The sequence below is a fragment of the Methylobacterium sp. DB0501 genome, assembly GCF_011043735.1.
GTDB classification, from domain to species: domain Bacteria; phylum Pseudomonadota; class Alphaproteobacteria; order Rhizobiales; family Beijerinckiaceae; genus Methylobacterium; species Methylobacterium alsaeris.
Genome location: NZ_JAAKGV010000002.1, coordinates 48090 through 69338, shown reverse-complemented (window position 1 = coordinate 69338; position 21249 = coordinate 48090). Strand labels below are relative to the sequence as shown.

Annotated in this window: 17 protein-coding genes and 1 pseudogene; 11 read left to right on the top strand and 7 right to left on the bottom strand. The window is 72.4% G+C overall.

Annotated elements, in window-relative coordinates; all coding sequences use genetic code 11:
• Nucleotides 1-370 precede the first annotated feature (370 nt).
• Nucleotides 371-763: pseudogene (locus G4G93_RS36700) on the bottom strand (flagellin); the annotation flags it as partial.
• A 394-nt stretch (nt 764-1157) separates the two neighbouring features.
• Between G4G93_RS36700 and motA the strand changes: the two are divergent.
• From motA to G4G93_RS04110, 8 genes are all read left to right on the top strand, one after another.
• Nucleotides 1158-2030, top strand: coding sequence for a flagellar motor stator protein MotA (gene motA, locus G4G93_RS04145; RefSeq protein ID WP_165081494.1), 873 nt, complete (start codon nt 1158-1160; stop codon nt 2028-2030).
• A gap of 91 nt (nt 2031-2121) precedes the next feature.
• A complete protein-coding gene (locus G4G93_RS04140; RefSeq protein WP_165081492.1) occupies nt 2122-3072 on the top strand; it encodes a flagellar motor switch protein FliM in 951 nt (316 codons plus the stop codon).
• Entirely contained in the window at nt 3056-3361 is a 306-nt protein-coding gene (locus G4G93_RS04135) for a hypothetical protein (RefSeq protein WP_165081490.1), read from the top strand. Before G4G93_RS04140 ends, G4G93_RS04135 begins: the two co-directional genes overlap by 17 nt.
• 373 nt (nt 3362-3734) lie before the next feature.
• Complete coding sequence (fliN, locus tag G4G93_RS04130; protein WP_246736541.1) at nt 3735-4088, top strand: flagellar motor switch protein FliN; 354 nt, start codon at nt 3735-3737, stop codon at nt 4086-4088.
• Between the two features lie 31 nt (nt 4089-4119).
• Nucleotides 4120-5130, top strand: coding sequence for a flagellar motor switch protein FliG (locus tag G4G93_RS04125; protein ID WP_206289514.1), 1011 nt, complete (start codon nt 4120-4122; stop codon nt 5128-5130).
• A gap of 77 nt (nt 5131-5207) precedes the next feature.
• Entirely contained in the window at nt 5208-6272 is a 1065-nt protein-coding gene (locus G4G93_RS04120; RefSeq protein ID WP_165081486.1) for an EscU/YscU/HrcU family type III secretion system export apparatus switch protein, read from the top strand.
• Entirely contained in the window at nt 6269-6709 is a 441-nt protein-coding gene (locus G4G93_RS04115) for a hypothetical protein (protein ID WP_165081484.1), read from the top strand. The genes G4G93_RS04120 and G4G93_RS04115 overlap by 4 nt, the downstream gene beginning before the upstream one ends.
• A gap of 492 nt (nt 6710-7201) precedes the next feature.
• Nucleotides 7202-7954 carry a response regulator transcription factor gene (locus G4G93_RS04110; protein WP_165081482.1) on the top strand — a complete coding sequence of 251 codons (753 nt, stop codon included), beginning with the start codon at nt 7202-7204 and terminating at the stop codon, nt 7952-7954.
• A gap of 202 nt (nt 7955-8156) precedes the next feature.
• Here the strand turns inward: G4G93_RS04110 and G4G93_RS04105 are convergent, their stop codons facing one another.
• The 6 genes from G4G93_RS04105 to fliF are packed head-to-tail and all read right to left on the bottom strand — an operon-like array spanning nt 8157 to nt 17074.
• Nucleotides 8157-8759 (bottom strand): transglycosylase SLT domain-containing protein, encoded by a 603-nt coding sequence (locus tag G4G93_RS04105; protein WP_165081480.1) that lies wholly within the window; start codon nt 8757-8759, stop codon nt 8157-8159.
• Nucleotides 8713-11730, bottom strand: coding sequence for a flagellar hook-length control protein FliK (locus G4G93_RS36550; protein ID WP_312891692.1), 3018 nt, complete (start codon nt 11728-11730; stop codon nt 8713-8715). The genes G4G93_RS04105 and G4G93_RS36550 overlap by 47 nt, the downstream gene beginning before the upstream one ends.
• Nucleotides 11727-13052 carry a chemotaxis protein gene (locus G4G93_RS04095; protein ID WP_165081479.1) on the bottom strand — a complete coding sequence of 442 codons (1326 nt, stop codon included), beginning with the start codon at nt 13050-13052 and terminating at the stop codon, nt 11727-11729. The genes G4G93_RS36550 and G4G93_RS04095 overlap by 4 nt, the downstream gene beginning before the upstream one ends.
• Nucleotides 13049-14407 carry a MotB family protein gene (locus G4G93_RS04090; protein WP_165081477.1) on the bottom strand — a complete coding sequence of 453 codons (1359 nt, stop codon included), beginning with the start codon at nt 14405-14407 and terminating at the stop codon, nt 13049-13051. Before G4G93_RS04090 ends, G4G93_RS04095 begins: the two co-directional genes overlap by 4 nt.
• Before the next feature lies 1 nt (nt 14408).
• Nucleotides 14409-15371: a hypothetical protein gene (locus tag G4G93_RS04085; RefSeq protein WP_246736540.1), complete on the bottom strand. Its 963-nt coding sequence runs from the start codon at nt 15369-15371 to the stop codon at nt 14409-14411.
• Nucleotides 15371-17074 (bottom strand): flagellar basal-body MS-ring/collar protein FliF, encoded by a 1704-nt coding sequence (gene fliF, locus G4G93_RS04080; protein WP_165081475.1) that lies wholly within the window; start codon nt 17072-17074, stop codon nt 15371-15373. Before fliF ends, G4G93_RS04085 begins: the two co-directional genes overlap by 1 nt.
• 131 nt (nt 17075-17205) lie before the next feature.
• Between fliF and G4G93_RS04075 the strand changes: the two genes are divergently transcribed.
• From G4G93_RS04075 to G4G93_RS04065, 3 genes are all read left to right on the top strand, one after another.
• A complete protein-coding gene (locus tag G4G93_RS04075) occupies nt 17206-17403 on the top strand; it encodes a hypothetical protein (RefSeq protein WP_165081473.1) in 198 nt (65 codons plus the stop codon).
• The gene (locus G4G93_RS04070) at nt 17403-19325 is read left to right on the top strand and encodes a L,D-transpeptidase family protein (protein WP_165081471.1); all 1923 of its coding nucleotides are present in this window, start codon (nt 17403-17405) and stop codon (nt 19323-19325) included. The genes G4G93_RS04075 and G4G93_RS04070 overlap by 1 nt, the downstream gene beginning before the upstream one ends.
• A 458-nt stretch (nt 19326-19783) precedes the next feature.
• Nucleotides 19784-21175 (top strand): TadE/TadG family type IV pilus assembly protein, encoded by a 1392-nt coding sequence (locus G4G93_RS04065; protein ID WP_165081469.1) that lies wholly within the window; start codon nt 19784-19786, stop codon nt 21173-21175.
• Nucleotides 21176-21249: the final 74 nt, after the last annotated feature.

Genomic DNA, 21249 nt, shown 5'->3' with positions numbered 1-21249 from the left:
TCGAGAGGTCCTTCACGCTCGAAGCCAGGGTGGCCTTGTCGAGCTGGATCGTGCCGGTCGAGCCGTCGCCGAGCACGACGGACATGTTGACCTGCTTGGTGTTGCCACTGCCATCCGCGGCCAGGAAGTCGACCGTGCCGCCGGCGAAGGCCGAGGTGCCGGTCAGCGCCGTCGAGCCGATCACCTTGGCCTCGGTCCCGGCGGTGTTCACCGGCGTCGCGTTGGCGTCGAACAGCTTGATCTGGCCGACATTGACCGTGACCTTCGAGAAGGTGATCGAGCCGTCGGCGGCGCGCGAGAAGCCGGCGATGACGCTCTGCTGGTTCTGGTAGGAGGTGTTGGTCGAGGCCGAGTTGACCGACAGCCAGTTCTGGTTGCTCGACACCGACGAGTCGGCGGTCGCCTTCATCTTGTTCTGGATGGCGGTGATCTCGGTCTGCACCTTCGAGCGGTCGACGCCGCCGGTCAGCGCGGTCTGCAGCTTGGAGCGCAGGTTCTGCAGGTCCGACAGGATGCTGTTGAGGCCGTTATAGGCGGTGTCCACCGCCGACGAGCCGAGGCCGAGGGAGTCCTTCACCGCGCCGAGCGAGGCATTGTCGGTCCGCACCGAGGTCGCGATCGACCAGTAGGCCGCGTTGTCGGCGGCGCTCGACACGCGCTGTCCGGTCGAGACGCGGTTGCTGGTGACGTCGAGCTGCTGGTTGATGCCCTTGAGCGTCGTCAGGGCCGTCATCGCGGCGTTGTTGGTGAGCAGGCTGGTCACGGCTGATGATTCCGGTGTTACGCAGTTACGGGAATGTGCAAGGATCCGGGCTCGCACCGGGGCAGCGGGACGGCATCTCGCCTGCGGGCGCGGGGCGCCCGACCGACTGCGCTTTGACACATCCGGATTCTCACCGGGTCAGCGGTCCGACATCATGTCCATGGACCCGCAAGGGCCCATCCGCTGCGCCTGCCGTGGCCGCCCTCGAGGGCCGCCGCCGACACGACTCACTATCGCCGCTCCCCCTTATCAACCCATTAAGCGGCCGGACCGGCGCGCCCGGATCGCCGCCGCACCGGCGCGAAGAGAGAGGGGGGGCCGGCCGGGATCGAAAAAGCCCCGCGCAAGCCACCGGCCTTAGAGCCTTATCCGTCAACACGGAGCGTTGCGGGATATGGGAATCCTCGTCGGCCTGCTCATCGCCATCGGCTGCATGCTCGGCGGCTTCGTGGCCATGGGCGGCCACCTGATCGTGATCTGGCAGCCCTGGGAGTTCGTCATCATCGGCGGGATGGCGGCCGGCACCTTCGTGATCGCCAACCCGATGAAGACCGTGGTCGATTCCGGCAAGGCGACCATGGAGGCGTTCAGCGGCAAGGGCCCGAAGCGCAAGGACTTCCTGTCCCTGCTCGGCCTGCTCCACGCCCTCCTGCGCGAGATCAAGACCAAGCCGCGCAACGAGGTCGAGACCCATTTCGACGATCCGGCGAATTCCGAGATCTTCAAGAACTACCCGGACGTGGTCAAGGACCAGTCCCTGATCCTGTTCATCTGCGATTACTGCCGGCTGATCCTGATCGGCGGCGCCCGCTCGCACGAGATCGAGGCGCTGATGGAGGAGGAGATCAGCACCCACAAGAAGTACGCGCTCAAGCCCTACGGGGCGATCAACACGGTGGCGGAGGCGCTGCCGGCGCTCGGGATCGTCGCGGCGGTGCTCGGCATCGTGAAGGCGATGGGCGCGCTGGACCAGTCGCCGCAGATCCTCGGCGGCCTGATCGGCGCGGCCCTCGTCGGCACCTTCTTCGGGGTGTTCGCCTCCTACGGCGTGCTGGCGCCGCTCGCCATCAAGGTGAAGGGCGTGCGCGAGAAGCAGTGCTCGGTCTACACCATCGTGAAGCAGAGCCTGATCGCCTACATGAACGGCGCCCTGCCGCAGGTGGCGATCGAGCACGGCCGCAAGGGCATCGCCGCCGCCGACCGCCCGACCATCGACGAGGTCGAGGCCGCCACCGTGCCGGGTGCCCAGAACCGCGAAGCGGCATAAAGGACCGACCGCGAAGCGGCATCACCACCACCCGCGCAGCGGCCTGACGGCAGACCGCGAGGCGGCCCGAGGGCCTTGAAGACACCCGACGATGGACCCCAAGATCTCGGATCCCAAGATCCTCACGAGCCCGGCCGACATCCGCGCCCGCATCCAGGAGGCCGCCGGCCTCTCCCTGGACCGGCTGCCGATGCTGCAGCTCATCTTCGACCGCCTGGCCACCGCCTGCGGCGACGGCGTCAAGCACCTCGCCGCCTCGTCGGTGCTCTACTCGCTGAGCGGCGTCGAGAGCGGGCGCTTCGGCGAGTTCCTCGACGCCTACGACGCCAACGCGGTGGTGGGCATCTTCCAGGCCCCGGCCTGGGACGGCCACATCCTGGTCGGCCTCGACCGCGATTTCATCTTCACCATGGTCGAGGTGCTGTTCGGCGGCGACGGCTCGGAGCAGCCGATTGACGACGAGCGCGCCTTCTCGGCGATGGAGCTGCGCATCGCCCAGATGGTCCTCGAACAGGTCGGCCGGGCGCTCGAGGGCGCGTTCGGCCTCGTCTCGAAGACCGCCTTCAACCTGGAGCGCACCGAGACCCGGATGGAGTTCGCGGTGATCGGCCGGCGCAGCAACAAGGCGATCCAGGCCAAGTTCGCCCTCCAGGCGCTCAGCCGCAGCGGCGAGATGTTCATCATCATCCCGCAAGGGGTGCTCAACCCGCTGCGGCCGAGCCTCGCCAAGGTGCTGACCGGTGAGACCAACATCCGGCGCGACCCGCGCTGGACGAACCAAATCGCCGCCGAGGTGCAGAAGACCGCGGTGCAGCTGCGCGCCGTGCTGGAGGAGCGCCACCTGACCCTCGGCGAGATCGCCGGGCTGAAGGTCGGCCAGGTGATCGCCCTCGACGCCACGCCGGCGACGCGGATTAAGCTCGAGGGCAACGACAAGCCGCTGTTCTGGTGCCATGCCGGGCAGTCGCAGGGCGCCTACGTCCTGCGGATCGACGAGGCCATCCAGGACAAGGAAGGGGCGGAGCATGGTATCGCTGGTTGACGGGGTGCTGCTCGCCGCCCTGGTGGGCACCACGGCCTGCGTGCTGCCGCTCTATCTGAAGCTCAAGCGCCTCGACCGCGCCCAGGCCGAGTACGGGCGGGCGGTCGCGGCCTCGGGCCACGCGCTCGCCCATGCCGGCGACGCGGTGCGCAACTTCACCGGCGAGGGCCGCGCGGTGCTCGAGGCCCTGAGCGCCAAGATCGAGGAGGCGCGCGCGACCCTCGACGCGCTCGAGGCCGCCCGCCGCGACGCGCTCAAGCAGGCGGCGCGGGACGCGGCCGCGCGCTAGCGCAGCCTCCGACGACGCGACTCCCGGTTCGTCGGAGAAGATTCAAAAAAACCGAAGATCCAGACCGCCGCCCGATGGCAACGCGATCGGGCGGCGGTCCAGGACCGCGCCGGATCCAGTCGGGTCGGATCACCCGCCTTCGACCCTTGCGGCAGGTCCGTCGACGATTCGGTCACCATGGCGACGAACAAGGCCCTGGACATCGGCGTCGCCGCCCGCTCGCGCCCGGCGCGTCACGCTCGGGAGCGATAGGATCCCGCCTGCCGTCCGGGCGTGACGGGCCGAAGCGCGAACGACGAAAGCCGCAAGCCTCGGATCAGCTTGAGCGCCTAGACCTGTCAGGGACAGTCCGAGACTTCGACGCGAGCCCGCGATGAGCAGCAGCCCCTTCCCCGATGCCGGCGCCGGCCCGGCCTTCCCGAGCCAGGGCGCGAGTTCCGCGGGCCAGCCGACGGAGGACGGGCGCAACCTCGACTCGATCCTGCGCATCCCGGTGCTGGTGCAGGTCGTGCTCGGCTCGGCCACCATGCCGGTCGCCAACCTGATGAAGCTCGGCCGCGGCGCCATCGTGCCCCTCGACCACCGGGTCGGCGAGCCGGTCGACGTGATGGTCAACGGCCGGGTGATCGCCCGCGGCGAGATCGTCATCGTCGAGGAGGACAATTCCCGCTTCGGCGTCTCGCTGACCGAAGTCGTCGGCCCGGCCGACGGCGCACAGAACGGCTGATCGCGTGAACTTTGCGGCGCCCCCTCCGGCCTTGCGAAGCTCCCGCCGGGAGCTCGCGCCCGTCGACCAGGTCGCGACCCTGCTCCTGGCGATGGGCAAGCCCGCGGCGGGACGCCTGCTGAAGTATTTCGAGCCGGACGAGATCAAGCGGATCACCCGCTCGGCCTCGAAGCTCGGCATGGTGAGCCCCGACCAGCTCGACGACGTGGTCGAGAGCTTCGCCGAGGAGTTCGCCGGCGGGGCGAGCCTCATCGGCACGGTGCAGGAGGTCGAGAAGCTCCTCACCGGCCTGCTGCCGGCCGACCAGATCGCCGACATCCTGGCCGAGGTGCGGGGCAACGCCAACCGCTCGGTCTGGGAGCGGATGGCCACGGTGCAGGAGAGCGCCCTGGCGAGCTACCTCGTCAAGGAGCACCCGCAGACCGCGGCGCTGATCCTGTCGCGGCTCAAGCCCGCCATCGCCGCCAAGGTGATGGGGCACCTGCCGCTGCCCCTGCGCAACACCGTGATGCGCCGGATGCTCAGCTTCAAGCCGGTGGTCGACGACGTGATGCAGGCGGTCGAGCGGACCCTGCACGAGGATTTCCTGATCAACGGGTCGCGCAATTCCGGCGCCGACACCCACGCCAAGATGGCCGACATCATCAACAAGATGGACCGCCAGCAGATGGACGAGGCGCTCACCAGCCTCGCCGAGGCGCGGCCGAAATCGGTCGAGATCCTCAAGGGCCTGCTCTTCACCTTCGACGACATCGTCAAGCTGCAGCCGCGCGCCCGCACCACCCTGTTCGACGCGGTGCCCAACGACCGCCTCGTGCTGGCCCTCAAGGGCACCGAGGTAGAGTTCCGCACCGTGGTGCTGAGCGCGCTGTCGGCCCGGGTGCGCCGCATGGTCGAGCACGAGCTCAACGGCGGCGAGCCGGCCGCCCAGCGCGACGTGATGGAGGCGCGCCGCAGCATCACCGACCTCGCCATGGACATGGCCGGGCGCGGCGAGATCGAGATCAATCCGGGAGGCGAGGATGACGCGCTCATCCGCTGATCCGACGGGAGAGCGGAACCGGGCGGTGACCGGCCGCACGTCGTCCTGGACGGGGCACCCGCCCCGCTGGCCGGCGCATGGCTGACGAGACCGACCAGGAGAGCAAGACCGAGGACGCCAGCGAGCGGAAGGTGCGCGACGCGATCGAGAAGGGCGACGTGCCGTTCTCCCGCGAGGCGCCGGTCTTCGCCTCGATCCTCGGCCTGCTCGTCTGCCTGAGCCTGGTGGTGCGGGGGCAGGCGGCGGCGCTCGCCCGCGACCTCGCCGCCTTCCTCGACCATCCGGGCGGGTTCTCCCTCGCGACGGGCGAGGATGCGCTCACCCTGCTGCACGCCACCGGCTACGCGCTGGCCCGTTTCCTCACCCCGATCCTCCTGGTGCTGGCGGGGTTCGGGCTCGTCGCCTCGCTGGCCCAGAACGTCCCGAGCCTCGTCTCGGACCGGATCGCGCCGAAATGGAACCGCGTCTCCCCGGCCTCGGGCTGGAGCCGGATCTTCGGCCGTTCCGGCCAGGTCGAGTTCCTGAAGGCCGTCCTTAAAGTCTCGTCGGTCAGTCTCGTCGTCCTCCTGCTCCTGCGCTCGGAACAGGCCAAAGCCGTGAGTGCCATGTTCGTCGATCCGAGCCTGCTCCCCGAGCTGATCCTCACCACCGCGATCCGCCTGGTCTCGGCCGTGAGCATCGCCACCATCGTGATCGTGGCCGGCGACCTCGTCTGGGCGCGCCTGCGCTGGCAGCGCTCGCTCAGGATGTCGCGCCAGGAACTCAAGGACGAGCACAAGCAGGTCGAGGGCGATCCGAGCGTCAAGGCGCGCCTGCGCTCGCTGGCCCAGGACCGCTCCCGCAAGCGCATGCTCGGCCAGGTCAGCCGCGCCACCGTCGTCATCGCCAACCCGACCCACTTCGCGGTGGCGCTCCGCTACGAGCCGTCCGAAGGGCCGGCGCCGATCGTGCTCGCCAAGGGCCAGGACCTGATCGCCCTGCGCATCCGCGAGATCGCCGAGCAGCACGGCATCGCGGTCATCGAGGACAAGCCCCTGGCAAGGTCGCTGTACGATGCTGTCCAGGTCGACCAGATGATTCCCGCGGAGTTCTACCGCGCGGTCGCGCAGATCCTGTTCTTCCTGTTCGCGAGACAACGATGATCCCTCACGACCACGATCTCGCGCAGGCTCGGATGGTGTCCGGGGACGTGATCGCGGCGGCCGAGGAGGTCTTCGCGACGGCGATCCGCGACTTCATCACCGAGTTCTGCCTGCTCGACGGCAGCGTGCTGATCGGCTGGGTGCGGGGCGAGCGCCACGGCAACATCGCCGACCTCGTCGCCTCCTCGGCCGAGCCGTTCTTCAAGCACGCGACCCTGACCTATGCCGACGCCTCCGATGTCTGCCTCGACTGGGGCCGCTCGATGCAGGTGGTGCTCGACATGGAATTCGCCGCGAAGCCCGTGACGGTGTTCTTCAAGCTCGTCCTCGACGGCTGCTTCGTCGGCGTCGCGATCCAGCGCATCCTGGCCGAGGACGGCCCGCCCTTGCGGCTCGACACCTTCGCCCGCGCCCTCTCGGAGGCCCGGCTCTCCTGAGCCGCGCCGCCGGGCCTTCGCGGGGCCGGGCCGTTTCCGACTCCGGCACCGCACGGCCCGCGCGAGGCGCAGGGCCGTGATCCATGCAGAACAAGGGCGAAAGCCCCCCCGGACGGGAGCGGGCTTGCCCGGATCGCCGAATCGGGACGGGGGAGCGCGCGCCTGCGCTCTCCTCCGGACGGCTCCGCGCGGCCCGGACCACGATCAAGGCCTAACTAACGGCCGCTTAACGCGTCCCCGCTCCCACACCCTGGCGGATTTCTAAAAAAACCATTGCGAAGCCGGCTTGCTGCGGCGCAGCAGTCATTGACCGCCCGCATCCACGCGGACATGAATTCGTGCAGCGCAAATCGGACACCGCAGGAATTGAAGCCGGAGGTGCCGTACGCGTGCCCGGCGGTTGAAGAATCCAGGCGGACGGGGCAAGACTGGGACGAGGTCGAAGCAGCGGGACGCTGCGAGACCCGGCCAGGATCGATGAGGGTACGACAGATGTATTTCTTGGTCGATGCCAGGAAATCGGTCAATGCAGGTTTCAAGGCTGGGTTCGATCGGGAGGGCGTGTCTTCGTTCTCGCTGTCGCCCGACGAGTTCACGAGCTGGATCGAGTCGGCGTCCCGCAGCGACCTCGATGCGGTCCAGGGGTTCCTGCTCGGGGATTTCGCCGAGCGTGCGCGCTGCGCGAGCGCGATCCGTCGTCAATCCCGCGCGCCGATCATCGCTCTCGCCGATTCGCGCTCGCTCGAGCAGACCCTGGTGCTGTTCGATGCCGGCATCGACGACGTGCTGCCCAAGCCCGTCCATGTCCGCGAGATCCTGGCCCGGACCGAGGCGATCTGGCGCCGGGTCAACGGCGAGGCGGCGCAAGGCCCCCTCACCCCGACCGACGCCGAACCGGCCGCCGTCGAGCCGGGGGCGGTGGCGCCGCAGACCGGCACCGAGCGGCTGCAGGCCGGCGCCGAGCGGCTGAAGGTGTTCTTCGACGGGCGCGACCCCGAAATCGACGGCGTGACGCTGTCCCTGCCGCGACGGGAGCGGCACATCCTGGAATTCCTGGTGCGCAACCGCGGCCGGCGGGTGACCAAGACCCAGCTCTTCAACGGCGTCTACGGCGTCTACAGCGACGGCGCCGAGGAGAGCGTGGTCGAGGGCCATGTCAGCAAGCTGCGCAAGAAGCTGGCGCTGCAGCTCGGCCACGACCCGATCGAGGCCAAGCGCTACATCGGCTATACCTACGTCGGGTGAGTCGGCGGCAATCGGCACGAGACCGATCCGTCGCGACGGCCCAGGCGCCGGCAGCCCGGCCTCCGCTGCGCCGGCCCGGATCGACGTAACGGATGTTCCCCCGTCCGTGCATCCGAGCAGAGTACCGAGACGGCCCGGCTCGAGCCGGCGAGGCCCCCCACCGGCAGGAGCGCCTCGCTTGCGGACGGTCATGTGCAGAACGTCATTTGCAGAACGACTTGGCACCCGGCGTCCACTGGCCGAAGCCGGAGGCGACCATGTTGGCGATCACCCGGCAGACATACTGCTTCTGCGCCGGGTTGTTGTTCGGCCCGGCGTGATAGCGCGCCACCGCCAGGGTCCAGCTGCCCTCCCGGGCCTTGAGTTCCTTGAGGAAGGTCGTCGCGTACTCGACGTTCTGGCGCGGATCGATCATCGCCTCGATCGAAGAGAACTTCGCCCGGTGATAATGGTGGTTGATCTGCATGCAGCCGAGATCGACCAAGCGCGCGCCGCTGGCCTGCGCTTCCCCTAGGCGCCGGACCACGTCGGAGGCGCTCGATCCGAAATACGCCTTGCCGCCGATATTCATGGCGTAGGGCTGCAGCGAGCCGCGATTGCCGCTCTCGGTGAGTCCGACGGCGTAGAGCATGCCGAGGGGCACGCCGTGGCGCAACGCGGCCTGCGCCATCTGCTGCTCGCAGACATTGCCGGTCGCGGGCAACGGCGCCTTGGCGGCGCCGGAGACCGTGGCGGCGGCGTGGGCGCCGGCGACGGCGCTAAAGGTACAGGCCGCCGCGGTCGCGATCGCCGTGATGCGTGTCATCTCTCTGCTCCATGCTCCGGCGCCCGCCTTCCTCGGACGCGTCGGGATTGCGGCGGGCCGGCTGGTCCGGGCTCGCGCCGCCCTGCTGCTGGCCGCCGGCGAAGGCCGGCAGGGATTGGCCGCCCTGCGGCGTCGCCTCGTGAGCCGGCAATTCCTGGCCCGGCAGGCGGCCGGCCTGGACCGTGACGAGGTCGGGCTGGTAGCCGGACTCGCGCACCAGGGCGGTCAGCAGGCCGCCGTCACGCCGCAGGAGCTCCGCCGTCTCCTCGCGCTCGGCGCGCAGGCTCATCTCGAGGCGGCCGTCCTGAAGCCGCATCCGAACCAGGACCTGGCCGAGTTCGGCCGGCCGCAGCTGCAGCGTCAGGAGCCGCACCGGTCCCTCCGCCTGGGCGGCGGCGCTGAGCGCCGCCGCGGCCGCTCCGGCCCGGACCGAGGCGCTGTCGGGCAGCGACGCGGCCCCGGTCGTCACCGCGTCGGCGATCTGGCGCAGGGTGGCGGCGGGCAATGTCGCCGGAACGGCGGGCGTCGCCCCCTGCACCGGGACGGTTGTCCCGGCAACCGGATCCGCCGGCCCCTCGGCGCGGCGTTCCGCCGAGGCGGTCGATCCGGCCTCGGGCGAGAGGCCGGCCTGTGCCAGCCTGGCCTGCGGCGTCAGCCGGGCCTCGGGCGAGGGCTCGTGACGGCCGGCTTCGCCCTGGCGCAGCCGGTCCACGATCCGGGCCGGGCCGGGCATCTCGGGCGCCGCTTCGGGCGTCACTGCGGATTCGCCCTCGGCGGAGGGATCGCGATCCGGCGCGGCGGGCGTCCGGGCGCTGCCCCCGGGCGTCGTCGCCCCGGCACCGGGCAGGGCCTCGGCGGTACGGCCGGCCTGGAGCGGCGACGGCACGACGGACGGAGCCGCCGCTGCGGGTGGCGGAGCGGCGGGGGCCGGAGCGGCGCCGGCCGGAGCCTGCGGCACGGCGTCGGAGGCTGCGCCCGCGCGGTTCGGCTCGCCGAGGGGTCGGGGGACCGGAGCCTCGGGTCGGGGCGATGCGGAGGGCGCGGCGCCGTCGGCCGCCGACGGGGCGGACGACATCACCGGAATCGGATCGGGCGGCAGCGCGGCGGTGACCGGCACGGCGCCGGAGGCGGTCGGCGAGGCGGACGGGTTCGCCGGAGCCGGGCCGGGCGGCAGCGCGGCGGCGACCGGCACGGCGCCGGAGGCGGCCGGCGAGGCGGACGGGTTCGCCGGAGCCGGGCCGGGCGGCAGCGCGGCGGCGACCGGCGCGGCGCCGGAGGCGGCCGGCGAGGCGAGCGGGATCACCGGAGCCGGATCGGGCGGCAGCGCGGCGGCGGGAGCCGCCGAGGTTCCGCCGGTCGCGGAGGCCGTCGGCGCCGCGGCCAGTCGCGGATCGTCGCGCGGCGGCTCGGAACCGGCCGGGACCCGCGGGCCGGCGGCGGTGTCCAGGGGCGGCGCCGCCGGGAGCGCCGCATCGGCGGCGGGAGCGACCGCGACCGGGGCCGCCGTTCGGGCAGCCGGCGACGCGTCCGCCGGGACCGGGTCGGCATCGGGTTGCGGCGTGAACGCCGCGGCGACGGGCATCGCGGCCGGCGCGCCTGCCGGCACGACGAGCGGCGCGGCAGCCGGCGTTCCGGGCCGAACGACATCGATCGCCGGCACCGGGGCGGCCGGGGGGATCGGGGCGGCCGGCACCGGCTCCGCGGCCTGCTGAAGGAGGCCGGCAAGGGCCGTCCGGACCGGCGATGCCGCCCCGCCCGGTGACGCGACGGCGCCGGGGGCTCCGGCCTGCGCCGCACCGGCGGAACGCAGGGCGGCGGACGGCGACGCGACCGGGGCGAAATGAGTCTCCTGCGCGACCACCGCCGCGACCGGTCGCGCCGCGGCGCCGGACGCCACCTGCGACCCATTCGTCCAGGCCAAGCCCGCTTGAGCCGAGCCTGACTGTGCCGAGCCTGCCTGTGCCGAGCCTGCCTGTGCCGAGCCTGCCTGTGCCGAGCCTAACTCGGGCACGCCCGCCTGGGACAATCCCGTGGGCGCCACGCCCGCCGACGCCGTGCCGGCCAGCCCGAGTTGCGCCGGCACCGACTCCGCCCGTGCGACGACCGCTCGCGCGAGGGCCGGGAGTGGAACGGCGGTGGCGGGGGCCGTCTCGGCCGCGGGCCGGGAGAGCCGCGCCGAGGCGCCCAGTCCGGCCGCCGGAGCCGCGCCGAGATCGGTGCGAACCGGCCAGGCCACCGGGACGAACGGCGCGGCCGGGGCGGAGACGGATCCGGTTTCGGACTCCGGCGCCGGACCCGCGTCGGTCGTGGCGGCCGGTTCCTCGGCCGCCACGGCACCGTCGAAGGCGGCCGAGCCCGAGATGACGAAGTCCGAATCGACAAGATCCGATGCAGCCAGATCCGAGACGGCGGGATCCGAGGCGGCACGGGGCTGCGCCTCCGGCTGCGGCGAGAGTGCGCGCGCCGACGCGCCGGGCTGCGAGCGGGCGGAGGGCGCCCGGCTCGGCTTCGCATCGGCCGTCAGGGGGGCCGGCGCGGCGGTGTCCTGCGGGACGGCTGCAGCGGGAGCGGCCGACGCCGCGGCCGACGCGCTCGCCGCCGCGGCCGGGGCGGCCTGCGGTGCGAGGGCGGCGCCCGCGGCGCCCGTAGCGCCGGTCGCGGGCGCCCGGCCCGCTGCCCGCTCCATCAGGGCGGCGAGATCAGCCCCGCCCTGGCGGAGCGGGGTCGCGGACGGCGCTCCGGCCGGGCCGGCGAGGAGCGCACCGAGGACCGAGGGACGCGGCGCCGCCTCGGCGCCCGCTTCGGTCGCCCCCGCGGAGGTTCCGGCCTCCGGCGCGGCCGCGCGGCTCTCGAGACCGTCGAGCACGGCGTCGAATCCGGGACCGGGGCCGGGCAGGACCGGCTCGCCGGACTTGCGGGCACCGTCGAAGCGGGGTTGCGGGCCCGGCAGCATCGCGTCGAGGGGGGTCACGGGTCGGTCCTGTCGATCATCCGGTCGACCTGCGCGAGCGCCTCCCGCGCCCGGGCGATCGAGGCGGCTTCGGGAAGCTGGCGTCGGGGGGCGGGCGGGGCGGGCTCGGCGGCGGCGGCCACCGGCGCCGGCGGGACGCCGCCGCGGATCTGGCCGGCGGTGGAGAGCGCGGCGTCGAGGAGGCGGAGGTCGGACGGGTCGAGCCCGGCCCGGTCGATGCCGCGCAGGGAGTCGAGTCCTTCCTCGTAGCGTCCGTCGACGACGATCAGGGCGGCGGCGCGATAGAGCCGGGCCCGGGACGCAGCCTCGCTGTCGGGGCCGGCGAGGCTCAGCGCCCGCTCGGCCGCGAAGGTCGCGGTTTCGCGCCGGCCCTGCTCCAGCCCGGCCCGGGCGACCAGCAGGTAGAGGTCGCGCCGCTCGCCCGGCTCGATCTCGTCCAGCATCCGTTCGAGCCGGGCGACCCGGGCGCGGTCGGTGCCGAAATCGAGCCGGGTCAGGGCCGTGGCGAAGCGCTGGCGGAAGTTGCCGGCATAGACCGAGCGGCGGAAGCGCCGCAGATACTGGATCGACAGCGCCTCGAAGCGCTTCGCGTCCCCGCCCTGGGCGTGGATGAAGATCTCGCGGCGCAAGGCCCCCTCCTCCACCAGGGTGCCGGGCGCGAGCAGCCGGGCGAGGTCGAGGAGCTCGATCGCCTTGCGGGGCGCCTCGCGCACCGTGACGGCCGCCTGGGTCAGGGCGAGCTGGCCGGCGAGGCCGGGGGCTTGCGTGCGGGCGTCGAAGCGGCCGAGCAGGGTGCGCGCCTCGCGCTCCCGCCCCTCGAGATAGGCGAGCGCGCCTTGCACCAGGGGCGCATCGCCGTCGGGCAGCTTGCCCGTCTCGAGCATCCGCCGCAGCAGCCCCGGACCGCCGCCGCTGAGCGCGAAGACCACCCCCGCCCGGACATTCTCGGGCGCCGCCCAGGCCTCGGGTTCGAGGGCGAGCAGGCGCTGCTCGATATGGCCGAGGAGCTGGCGCTGGGCGAGGTGGGCCTGAGTCGAGCCGCGGGCGATGCGGTCCTGGAGCAGCTGGAGCGTGCGCACCAGCTCGACCGGCAGGCCGCGGGGCGCGACCGGCAGCGGCTCGATGGGCTTGGCCGGCGCGGCGTGGCCGCCATGGCCGTCCCCTCCCCCACCATGTCCCCCGCCGTGGGAATCGGTGGCCGGTGCGGCGTGGCCGTCGCCATGCCCGTCCCCGGCCGCCAGGGCCGACGGCATGCCCGACATCGGCCCGGCCGCGAGGAGGAGCCCGGCGAGCGCGAGGCCGGCGATGCGGCGGCGGCTCATTCGGGCAGCCCCCGCAGCAGGATCTCGATGCGCCGGTTCTCCGCCGCCTTCGGGTCGGCGGGGTTACGAGGCTGGCGGTCGGCGTAGCCCTCGATGCGCTCGATGCGCGATTCGTCGACGCCGCCGCGCACCAGCATGTAGGACGCCATCTGCGCCCGGGCCGTCGAGAGGCGCCAGTTGTCGTAGGACTCGGAGCGGAACGGCCGCCCGTCGGTATGGCCGCGGACCACGATGCGGCCCGGCCGGCCGTTGATGACCTTGGCGATCTTGTCGATCGCCCGCACCACCTTAGGGGTCGGCTCGGCCGAGCCGATACCGAACATGCTGAAGTCGATCTCGTCGGTGATGCTGATGAGGATGCCTTCGCCGGAGCGGCGCACCTCGACCTTCGGCATCGGGGCGCCGGTCGAGAGCGGCGCCACGGCCTTGGCGATCTCGGCCTTCATCGCGGCGACCGCGGCGGTCTCGGCCGCCTTGTCCTTGGCGGCGTCCTTGCCGGCGTCCTTCGCGGGATCCTTGGGCGCCGCATCCCTCGCGGGATCCTTGGGCGCCGGCTCCTTGAGGGCGGCGGCCTTCGGCGCGGCGTCCTTCGCTGCATCCTTGACCGCATCCTTGGCCGGATCGCGCGGGGTGAGCGGCAGCGCGTCGTCGGCCGAGGCGACGCGGGTGGGCGGGTCCTTCGGGTCGCGCGCGGTCTCCCGAGCCTTGGCCGAAGCCACCTGGCCGGCGGCGTCGAGGCGGTTCTCGGCCGGGGCCTTCACGGCGGTGCCGACCTTGCCCGGCCGTTCGGTGCGGTGGCGCGGCAGCGGCTCGACCTGCCAGTAGAGCGGATCGAACGGATCGCGCGCCGCGTCGCCGCCGCTGATGCCGGGCTGGCCGGTCTCGAGCGCCGCCGCGTCGGCGCTCGCCGTGTCGCCACGGTCGCCCTCGGCGGCCAGCCGCGCCAGCACCGCGTAGGGGTCCTGGAACAGGGCCGATTCCCGCGCGCGGCTGCCCGGCGCGGCCTCGCTCGCCTTGTCGCCGGCCTTGCCCTCGCCCTTCCCCTCGCCCTTGCCTTCGCCGCCCTTGCCCTCGGCCTTGCCGCCCTCGGCGCCGGGCTCGGAGGGCGTGTCGTGGGGATCGCGCAGGCCCTTCTTGTCGTGGGTGACCTCGGCGAGCTTCACCGGGTTGAAGTACTCGGCGATGGTCTGCTTCTGCTCCTTGCTGGTCGAGTTGATCAGCCACATCACCAGGAACAGCGCCATCATGGCGGTCATGAAGTCGGCGAGCGCGATCTTCCACGCGCCGCCGTGATGACCGTCCTCGTGGTCGCCGTGGCGCTTGATGATGATGATTTCCTGGTGGCCCTCGGACATCTCAGGTCTCCGCCACCGCTGCCGCGATGAGGCGCGTCCAGGCGCCGAGCTGGGTATCGATCACGGTCTGGTCGGCGCTCACCTGCACCTCGGCGGTCTCGGCCGGGGTGAACGACACCGCGGCGGCGAGCGGCCCGAGCCGGGCGGCGAGCGCTGCCAGCAGGTCCTCGGGCCCGCTCACCCGCACGGTGGCGGCCTGCGGCTCGGCCAGGAGCCGCGTCAGGGTGCTGCTCAGCTCGGCCACCGCCTGGCGGCGCAGGGCGTCGGTCAGCACCGGCACCAGCAGCCGGGCGATCCGGTCGGAGAGGGTCGCGTCGAGGGCGCGGAGCGCCGCCGAGAAGCCGTCGGCCAGGGCCTCGGCCTCGGCCGCGCTCCAGTGGCGGCGCGCCTCGACGAGGCGGGCCTCGGCCTCCTCGGCCGCCCGCAGGCGGGCGGTCTCGGCCTCCCTGCGCGCCTCGGCCAAGCCCTGCTGCCGGCCGCGTTCCTCGGCCTCGGCGAGGAGCGCGGCGCGCTCCTCCGGCGTCTCGCGCTTGGGTCCGGGCGGATTGGACCCAGACGGTCTGAGCGCGAGCGGCTTGACGAGGGGACCGATGGCGGCGGGAGCGGGCGGCGGCTCAACGGCGACCGGGGCGACGGGCGCCCTGGCGGCGGATGACGGGGCGACGAGGGCGTGCAGGCCCTCGCGCCAGATGTCGGCCAGGCTCTTGGGCGAGACTGCAGGCGAACCCGGGACCCGGGCCGGCTCGACCCGGATCGCGTCCGGCGCGTCCGGGAGCGGCGCGGGCGCGCGGGCGAGGCCGGCCCAGGGGTTGCCGAGCGCCGGGGAGGCAAGGGTCTGGGAGCCATGCGCCTGAGGCGAGGGCAGCGCCGGAACCCCGGCGGGGAGTTGCCCCGGGACCTGGACTTGCCCCGGGATCGTGTCGGGCGGGAATTCCGGCAGGTAGCGGGCGATCACCGCGCTCATCACGCCGGCTCCTCACGCAGCAGCCAGCGCTTGAGGATGGCGGCGACCTGCTCCTCGTCGACGTCGATCATCTGCTCCAGGCGCTTCTGCGGCGAGTTCTTCGCCTTCTCGGCCATGTCCTCGATCAGGCTCGCCATGGCGGGCATGCCCTCGGGGCCGGCGAGCGCCGGCTGGCCCGGAGCGGCGCCCGGCGCCGGCAAGGCGCCGGCCTCGGTCCCGCCCGGCAGGGCGGCGACGGCGCCCGCGGCGGCAAGCGCCGCGACCTCGGCCTGGGCCGCCTCCGGCACCGCCAGGATGGCGCGGAGCGCCGGGCGCAGGCCGAACCAGATCAGCAGGCCGGCCACCACCAGGATGGTCGCCGCGTTGATGAGGGTGGCGGACTGGCGCATCATCACGTCGGCGATGCTGAGCGGCGGCACCGGCTCCAGGGCCTGGCCGTCGTTGATGAAGCTCACCGCCGCGACCTTGACCGTGTCGCCGCGGTCCTTGCTCGCACCCGCGGCCGAGGCGACGATCTGCTCGATCTCGGCGATCTGCTTGTCGAGGTTGACGCTGGCGGCGTCCTGGCCGGGCTGGCCCGCCTGGCCGGACTGGGCCGCGAGGCGCGAGCGGTTGACCAGCACCGCCACCGAGAGGTGCTTCACGGCATAGCCGTCGCTCACCGTCTGGATGTTCCGCTGGCTGATCTCGTAGTTGGTGAGGTCCTCCTTCTTGGAGGTCTCGTTGCTGGCGGTGTCGTTGCCGTCCGAGCGGGTGCGCTGGTCGGGCAGGTTCTGCTGCGCGCTGGTCGGCCGCTGGGCGTTGCGGTTCTGGCTGTTCTCGTTCTCGCGGACCGAGCGGACCGAGCGCGCGACCTGCTGGTCGGGGTTGTAGATCGTCTCGTTGGTCGAGGTCTTGTCGGTATTGAGCTGGGCCGCGACGCTGACCTCGAAATTGCCGAGGCCGAGATAGGGGGTGAGGGCCCGGCGGATCCGGTCCTGCACCTCGCGGTTCATGTCCTTCTCCAGGCTCGCCATCTTGCCGGTCGGGGCCTGGGCGCCGTCGTCGCCCGACAGGAGCAGCGTGCCGTCGGCGCCGATCACCGTGACCCGGTCGGGCTTCATGCCGGGGATCGCCGAGGCGACGAGCTGGCGGATCGCCTGGGCGCCGCTGGCGTCGTCGGCCGGCTCGGTGCGCACCACCACGGAGGCGGACGGAGGCTGCTGGTCACGCCGGAACGAGCCGCGCTCGGGGAGCACGATGTGGACCCGCGCCGCGCGCACGCCCTTCATGCCCTGGATCGTGCGGGCGATCTCGCCCTCCAGCGCACGGACCCGGGTCACCTCCTGCATGAACGAGGTCATGCCGAGCGAGCCGAGATCGTTGAACAGCTCGTAGCCGGACTTGGAGCTCTGCGGCAGGCCCTTCTCGGCCAGCAGCATCCGGGCCTGGGCGGTATTGCCGTAGGGCACCAGCACGGCGGCACCGTCGGCGCTGACGTCGAAGCGGATGCCCGCATCCTTCAGCACGCCGCCGATGCGGGCCACGTCCTCGCGGGACAGCCCGGTATAGAGCGTCTCCTGCGCCGGCCGGCTCAGGTAGTAGGCGCCCAACCCCACCGCCAGGAACACCACGAGGCCGATCAGCCCGAGGGCGGCGAGACGCCGGGGCCCGAGCTCGACGATGTTGCTCCACAGCCTCTCGGCTTGCTCGCGACCGGACATCCCTGAAGCCAATCCCGTCCCAGCACAGGCGACACTGCCTTCCTGCTCTGTGACGCGCCTGCCTTGTGCGGAGGTTGCGGGCCCGCGCGCGACGGCGCACCCGGAAACGGGCCGGCCGATCGGCGCTTTTCATGATGACGGACAGCGATACGGACATCGCCGCGGTCGTGAAAACGCTGCCGGTACGGAGCCCGACCGTCATCGAACACGACGAAAACGCCGGAAAGCCCGCCACGCGCGTCGTCGGCGCCTCCCTCGGGTCGGGCCGGCAGGCTTTTGGTAACCCTGGCGTGACCATCCTGGGGGGCGTCCTTGTCCGAGGCCGGTGATGGTATTGCGTGTTGCGTTTCCGTGCCTGCCCTCGGCGGCGGCCTTCGCCTGGGTGCTCGGCACCGGCCTCGCGGCGGCCGTCGAGCCCGGAGGCCCGCTGCCGCCCGCGCCGGTGCCCAACCAGACGTCCCAGGCTCAAGCGGGCCAAGGTCCGACAGGTCAAGGTCAGACGGGCCAAGGGCAAATGGGTCAAGCGCAGGGCGGTCAGGCCCAGGCCCAGGCCCAGGCCGCTCCCGTGCCGCCGGCCCCGGTCGAACCCGCCCGGCGCGAGACCACGACGGCACCCGAGCCCCTTCCGCACGGGGCGACGCCGCTCGCGGTCGGCCCGATCCAGCCCGGTGCCGCCCCGAAGGCGGGCGAGTCGCGATCCCTCGAAGCCAGGCCGAACGAGGCCAAAGCGGCCGACGGAAAGCCCGCCGACGGAAAGCCCGCCCCGAAAAAAGTCTCGCGCGAGCTGCCGCCCCTGGTGGTGGCGCGCATATCGCAGGACACGACCCCGACCCTGACGCCGGCGACCTTCCTCGACACCTTGCGGGCGGCGGAGCGCTACCAGGTGCTGGTCGAGGCCGGCGGCTGGCAGCCGCTGCCGGCCGATCTCACGCTGAAGCCCGGCGAGCGCAACCCGGCGGTGCCGCTCCTGCGCCGCCACCTCGTCCTCACCGAGGATCTGGCTCCCGGCGGCCCGGAGACCGACCTGCTCGATCCCGGCCTCATGGCCGCGCTCAAGCGCTTCCAGGCCCGGCACAACCTGGCCGAGACGGGACTCGTCGGCCGCCAGACCCTCGCCGCCCTCAACGTGCCGGCGAGCGTCCGCCAGCGCCAGCTCGCGGCCTCGGCCAACCGCCTGATCGGATCGAGCTTCCCGTTCGGCGAGCGCTACGTCGTGGTCAACATCCCGTCGGCCGCCGTGGAGGCGGTGGATCACGGCAGCGTCGCGCGCCGCTACGTCGCGGTGGTGGGCAAGCCGGAGCGCGCCTCCCCGTCGGTCGAGACGAAGATCACCAATATCAACTTCAACCCGACCTGGACCGTGCCGGTGTCCCTCATCAAGAAGGACATCATCCCGCACATGCGCAAGGATCCGGGCTACCTCGCCAAGATGCACATCCGCATGCTCGACGGCCAGGGCCAGGAGGTGCAGCCGACCGCCGTCGACTGGTCGACCGAGCGGGCGGTGAACTACACCCTGCGGCAGGATCCGGGCTTCGACAATTCGCTCGGCCAGGTGCGGATCGACATGCCGAACCGGCACGCGGTCTACATGCACGACACGCCGTCGAAATCGCTGTTCTCCCGCGACGTGCGCTTCCACTCCTCGGGCTGCGTGCGCGTCGCCGACGTGAAGGCGCTGGTCGGCTGGCTGCTCGACGGCACGCCGGGCCCGAACGGCCCCGGCTCGACCTGGGGCCCGATGGAGATCGAGACCGGCATCGCCACCGGCGAGCGCCGCGACATCAAGCTGGCGAAGCCCATTCCCGTGACCTTCGTCTACCTGACCGGCTACGCCACCCCCGACGGCCGCGTGCATTTTCGCGACGACGTCTACGGCCTCGACAGCGGGAAGGAGACCGGCAAGGACGTGGCCAAGTCGTTGGACAAGTCGTTGGACAAGTCCTCGGCCAAGTCATGGGCCAAGCCGGCAGCCGAGCCCGCGGTGACCGGAGCGCTGGCCAGGCCGGTGCCGGCCAAGCCGACCGTCACGAAGCCCGCTCTCCCCAAGCCTTCGGCCGTGAAGCCGATGGACTCGGTCAAGGCCGCCCCGGCGATGCCCGTCACGGGGCAAGGGGTCGGCGCCGATGCCAAGGCCGATGCCAAGCCTGCCGCGAAAGCCACGCCGAAGCCTGCCGCCAGACCGGCTCCGGCCCAAGCCGCGCCAACCGCCCCGTCCGCCGAACGCCGGGCCGCCGCGCCGCCGACCTGATCCGACGCGCCAAAGCCCGCGGATCGAATGCGCCCGACACGATCCCCGTGTCGGCGATCGGCCGGCAGGCCGGCAAGGGACTCGGCGCGGACCTCCTCGTCGACGCGCTGCGCCGGATCGCGCTCGCGTCGCGGAGCATCGGCGCCGTCCCGGTCCAGGCGAGGAAGGGGGCGGCCGAGCGATTCCCTCTCGGCTTCGGCGAATTCGTCGGGTCCCCGCAGGACAGCCGGATGCCGTCCCTGCCGATCGAGACGACCGCCGCCTTCGTGCGACAGATCCCGGGATGCCGCCCCTTGGATCGATGCCGCTTAACATAAGTTATAGTTGGCCGCCCCGAAGATCGGTTGTTAGCTCCTGCGACGGCGCCTCCGCGCCTGCACCGATCAGGCAACCAGGCGCCGCCCGAGCATGACGCACAGGACCATCCGCCCGCGCCCACCTGTGGCGCGTGCGCCGCGATGACGCCGCCTCACGGCCCGGCCCGGTCCCGCCTGTCCGTCCTGCTCCGGCAGTTCGCGCAGGACCGCGGCGGAGCCTTCCTGATCGCCTTCGCGGTCGCGCTGCCGGTCCTGCTCGGCTCGGTGAGTGCCGCCGTCGAGTATAGCCGGCTTCTCTACCGCAAGGCGCAGCTGCAGAGCGCCGCCGATGCCGGGGCGCTGGCCGGCGCCACGATGCTCAAGCTCGCCAATGCGGACGACGCCTCGGTGACCAGCGTCACCCGGCAGACCATCGAGGGGCAGGCGCGCACGCCGGGCGACCGCCAGAGCCGGGTCACGGCCGCGATCGGCGACGGACGCCGGTCGGTCTCGACGGTGGTCGAGGAGACGGTTCCCTCGCTCATGGGCAAGCTGCTCAGCCTGCCCTCCACCACCCTGATCGTGCGCGCGACGGCCCAGCTCCTCGGCTCGGTGCGCCTGTGCCTGCTCGCCCTCGACTCCTCCGCCAAGGGAGCATTCGACCTGGAGAAGAAGGCGCAGATCACCGCCGACGGCTGCTCGCTGTACTCGAACTCCACGAGCCCGAGCGGCATCCAGGGCCGGGACAGCGCCACGGCTCGCGCCCTGTCGATCTGCTCGGCGGGCGGCTTCGACGGCGCCAAGGCACTGTTCACCCCGACCCCGGTCACCGATTGCGCGCCGGTCGGCGATCCGCTGAAGGACCGCCCGCTGCCGAGTCCAGACAACACCTGTCTGGTGCTGAGCCCGAACGCCGATCCCACCACGAAGTCGAGGTCGCGACACGGCAACGTGGTGACGGCCACCGTCACCCTCGATCCCGGCACCTATTGCGGCGGCCTGCACGTCACGGAGACCGCCATGGTCACCCTGCGCCCCGGCACCTACATCATGAAGGACGGCCCGCTGATCGTCGACAAGAAGGCCAGCATGTCCGGCCAGGGCGTCGCGTTCTTCTTCACCGGCAACAAGGCCGGCATGCTGTTCGACAAGGACACCACCATCAGCCTGACCGCGCCGACGAGCGGCCTGATGGCGGGGCTGCTGATGGCCGAGCAGCGCACCGTCGTGAATCCGGTTCCGGTCCCGATCGACCTCTACCTCACGCCGCCGCCCCCGCCGCCGCCGGGTCCGGCGCCGCCGATGCGGCAGTACCGGATCATCAGCGACAACGCCCGCACGATGCTGGGGACGATCTACCTGCCGGCGGGCCGGCTCATCATCGACGGCAGCCGGCCGGTCGCCGACCAGTCGGCCTATACCGTGATCGTCGCCCGGCAGATCAATCTCTACGAGGGCCCGAACCTCCACCTCAACGCCAATTACGGCGCGACCTCGGTGCCGGTGCCGGACGGGGTGGGGCCGAAATCGGGGACGGCGTCGCTCAGAAGCTGAGGACCCGTTGGCCGCTCCGCACCCCGGTCGCCGCACCCTCGCGGTCGTTCCGGGGGCCCGGGATACCGGAACCC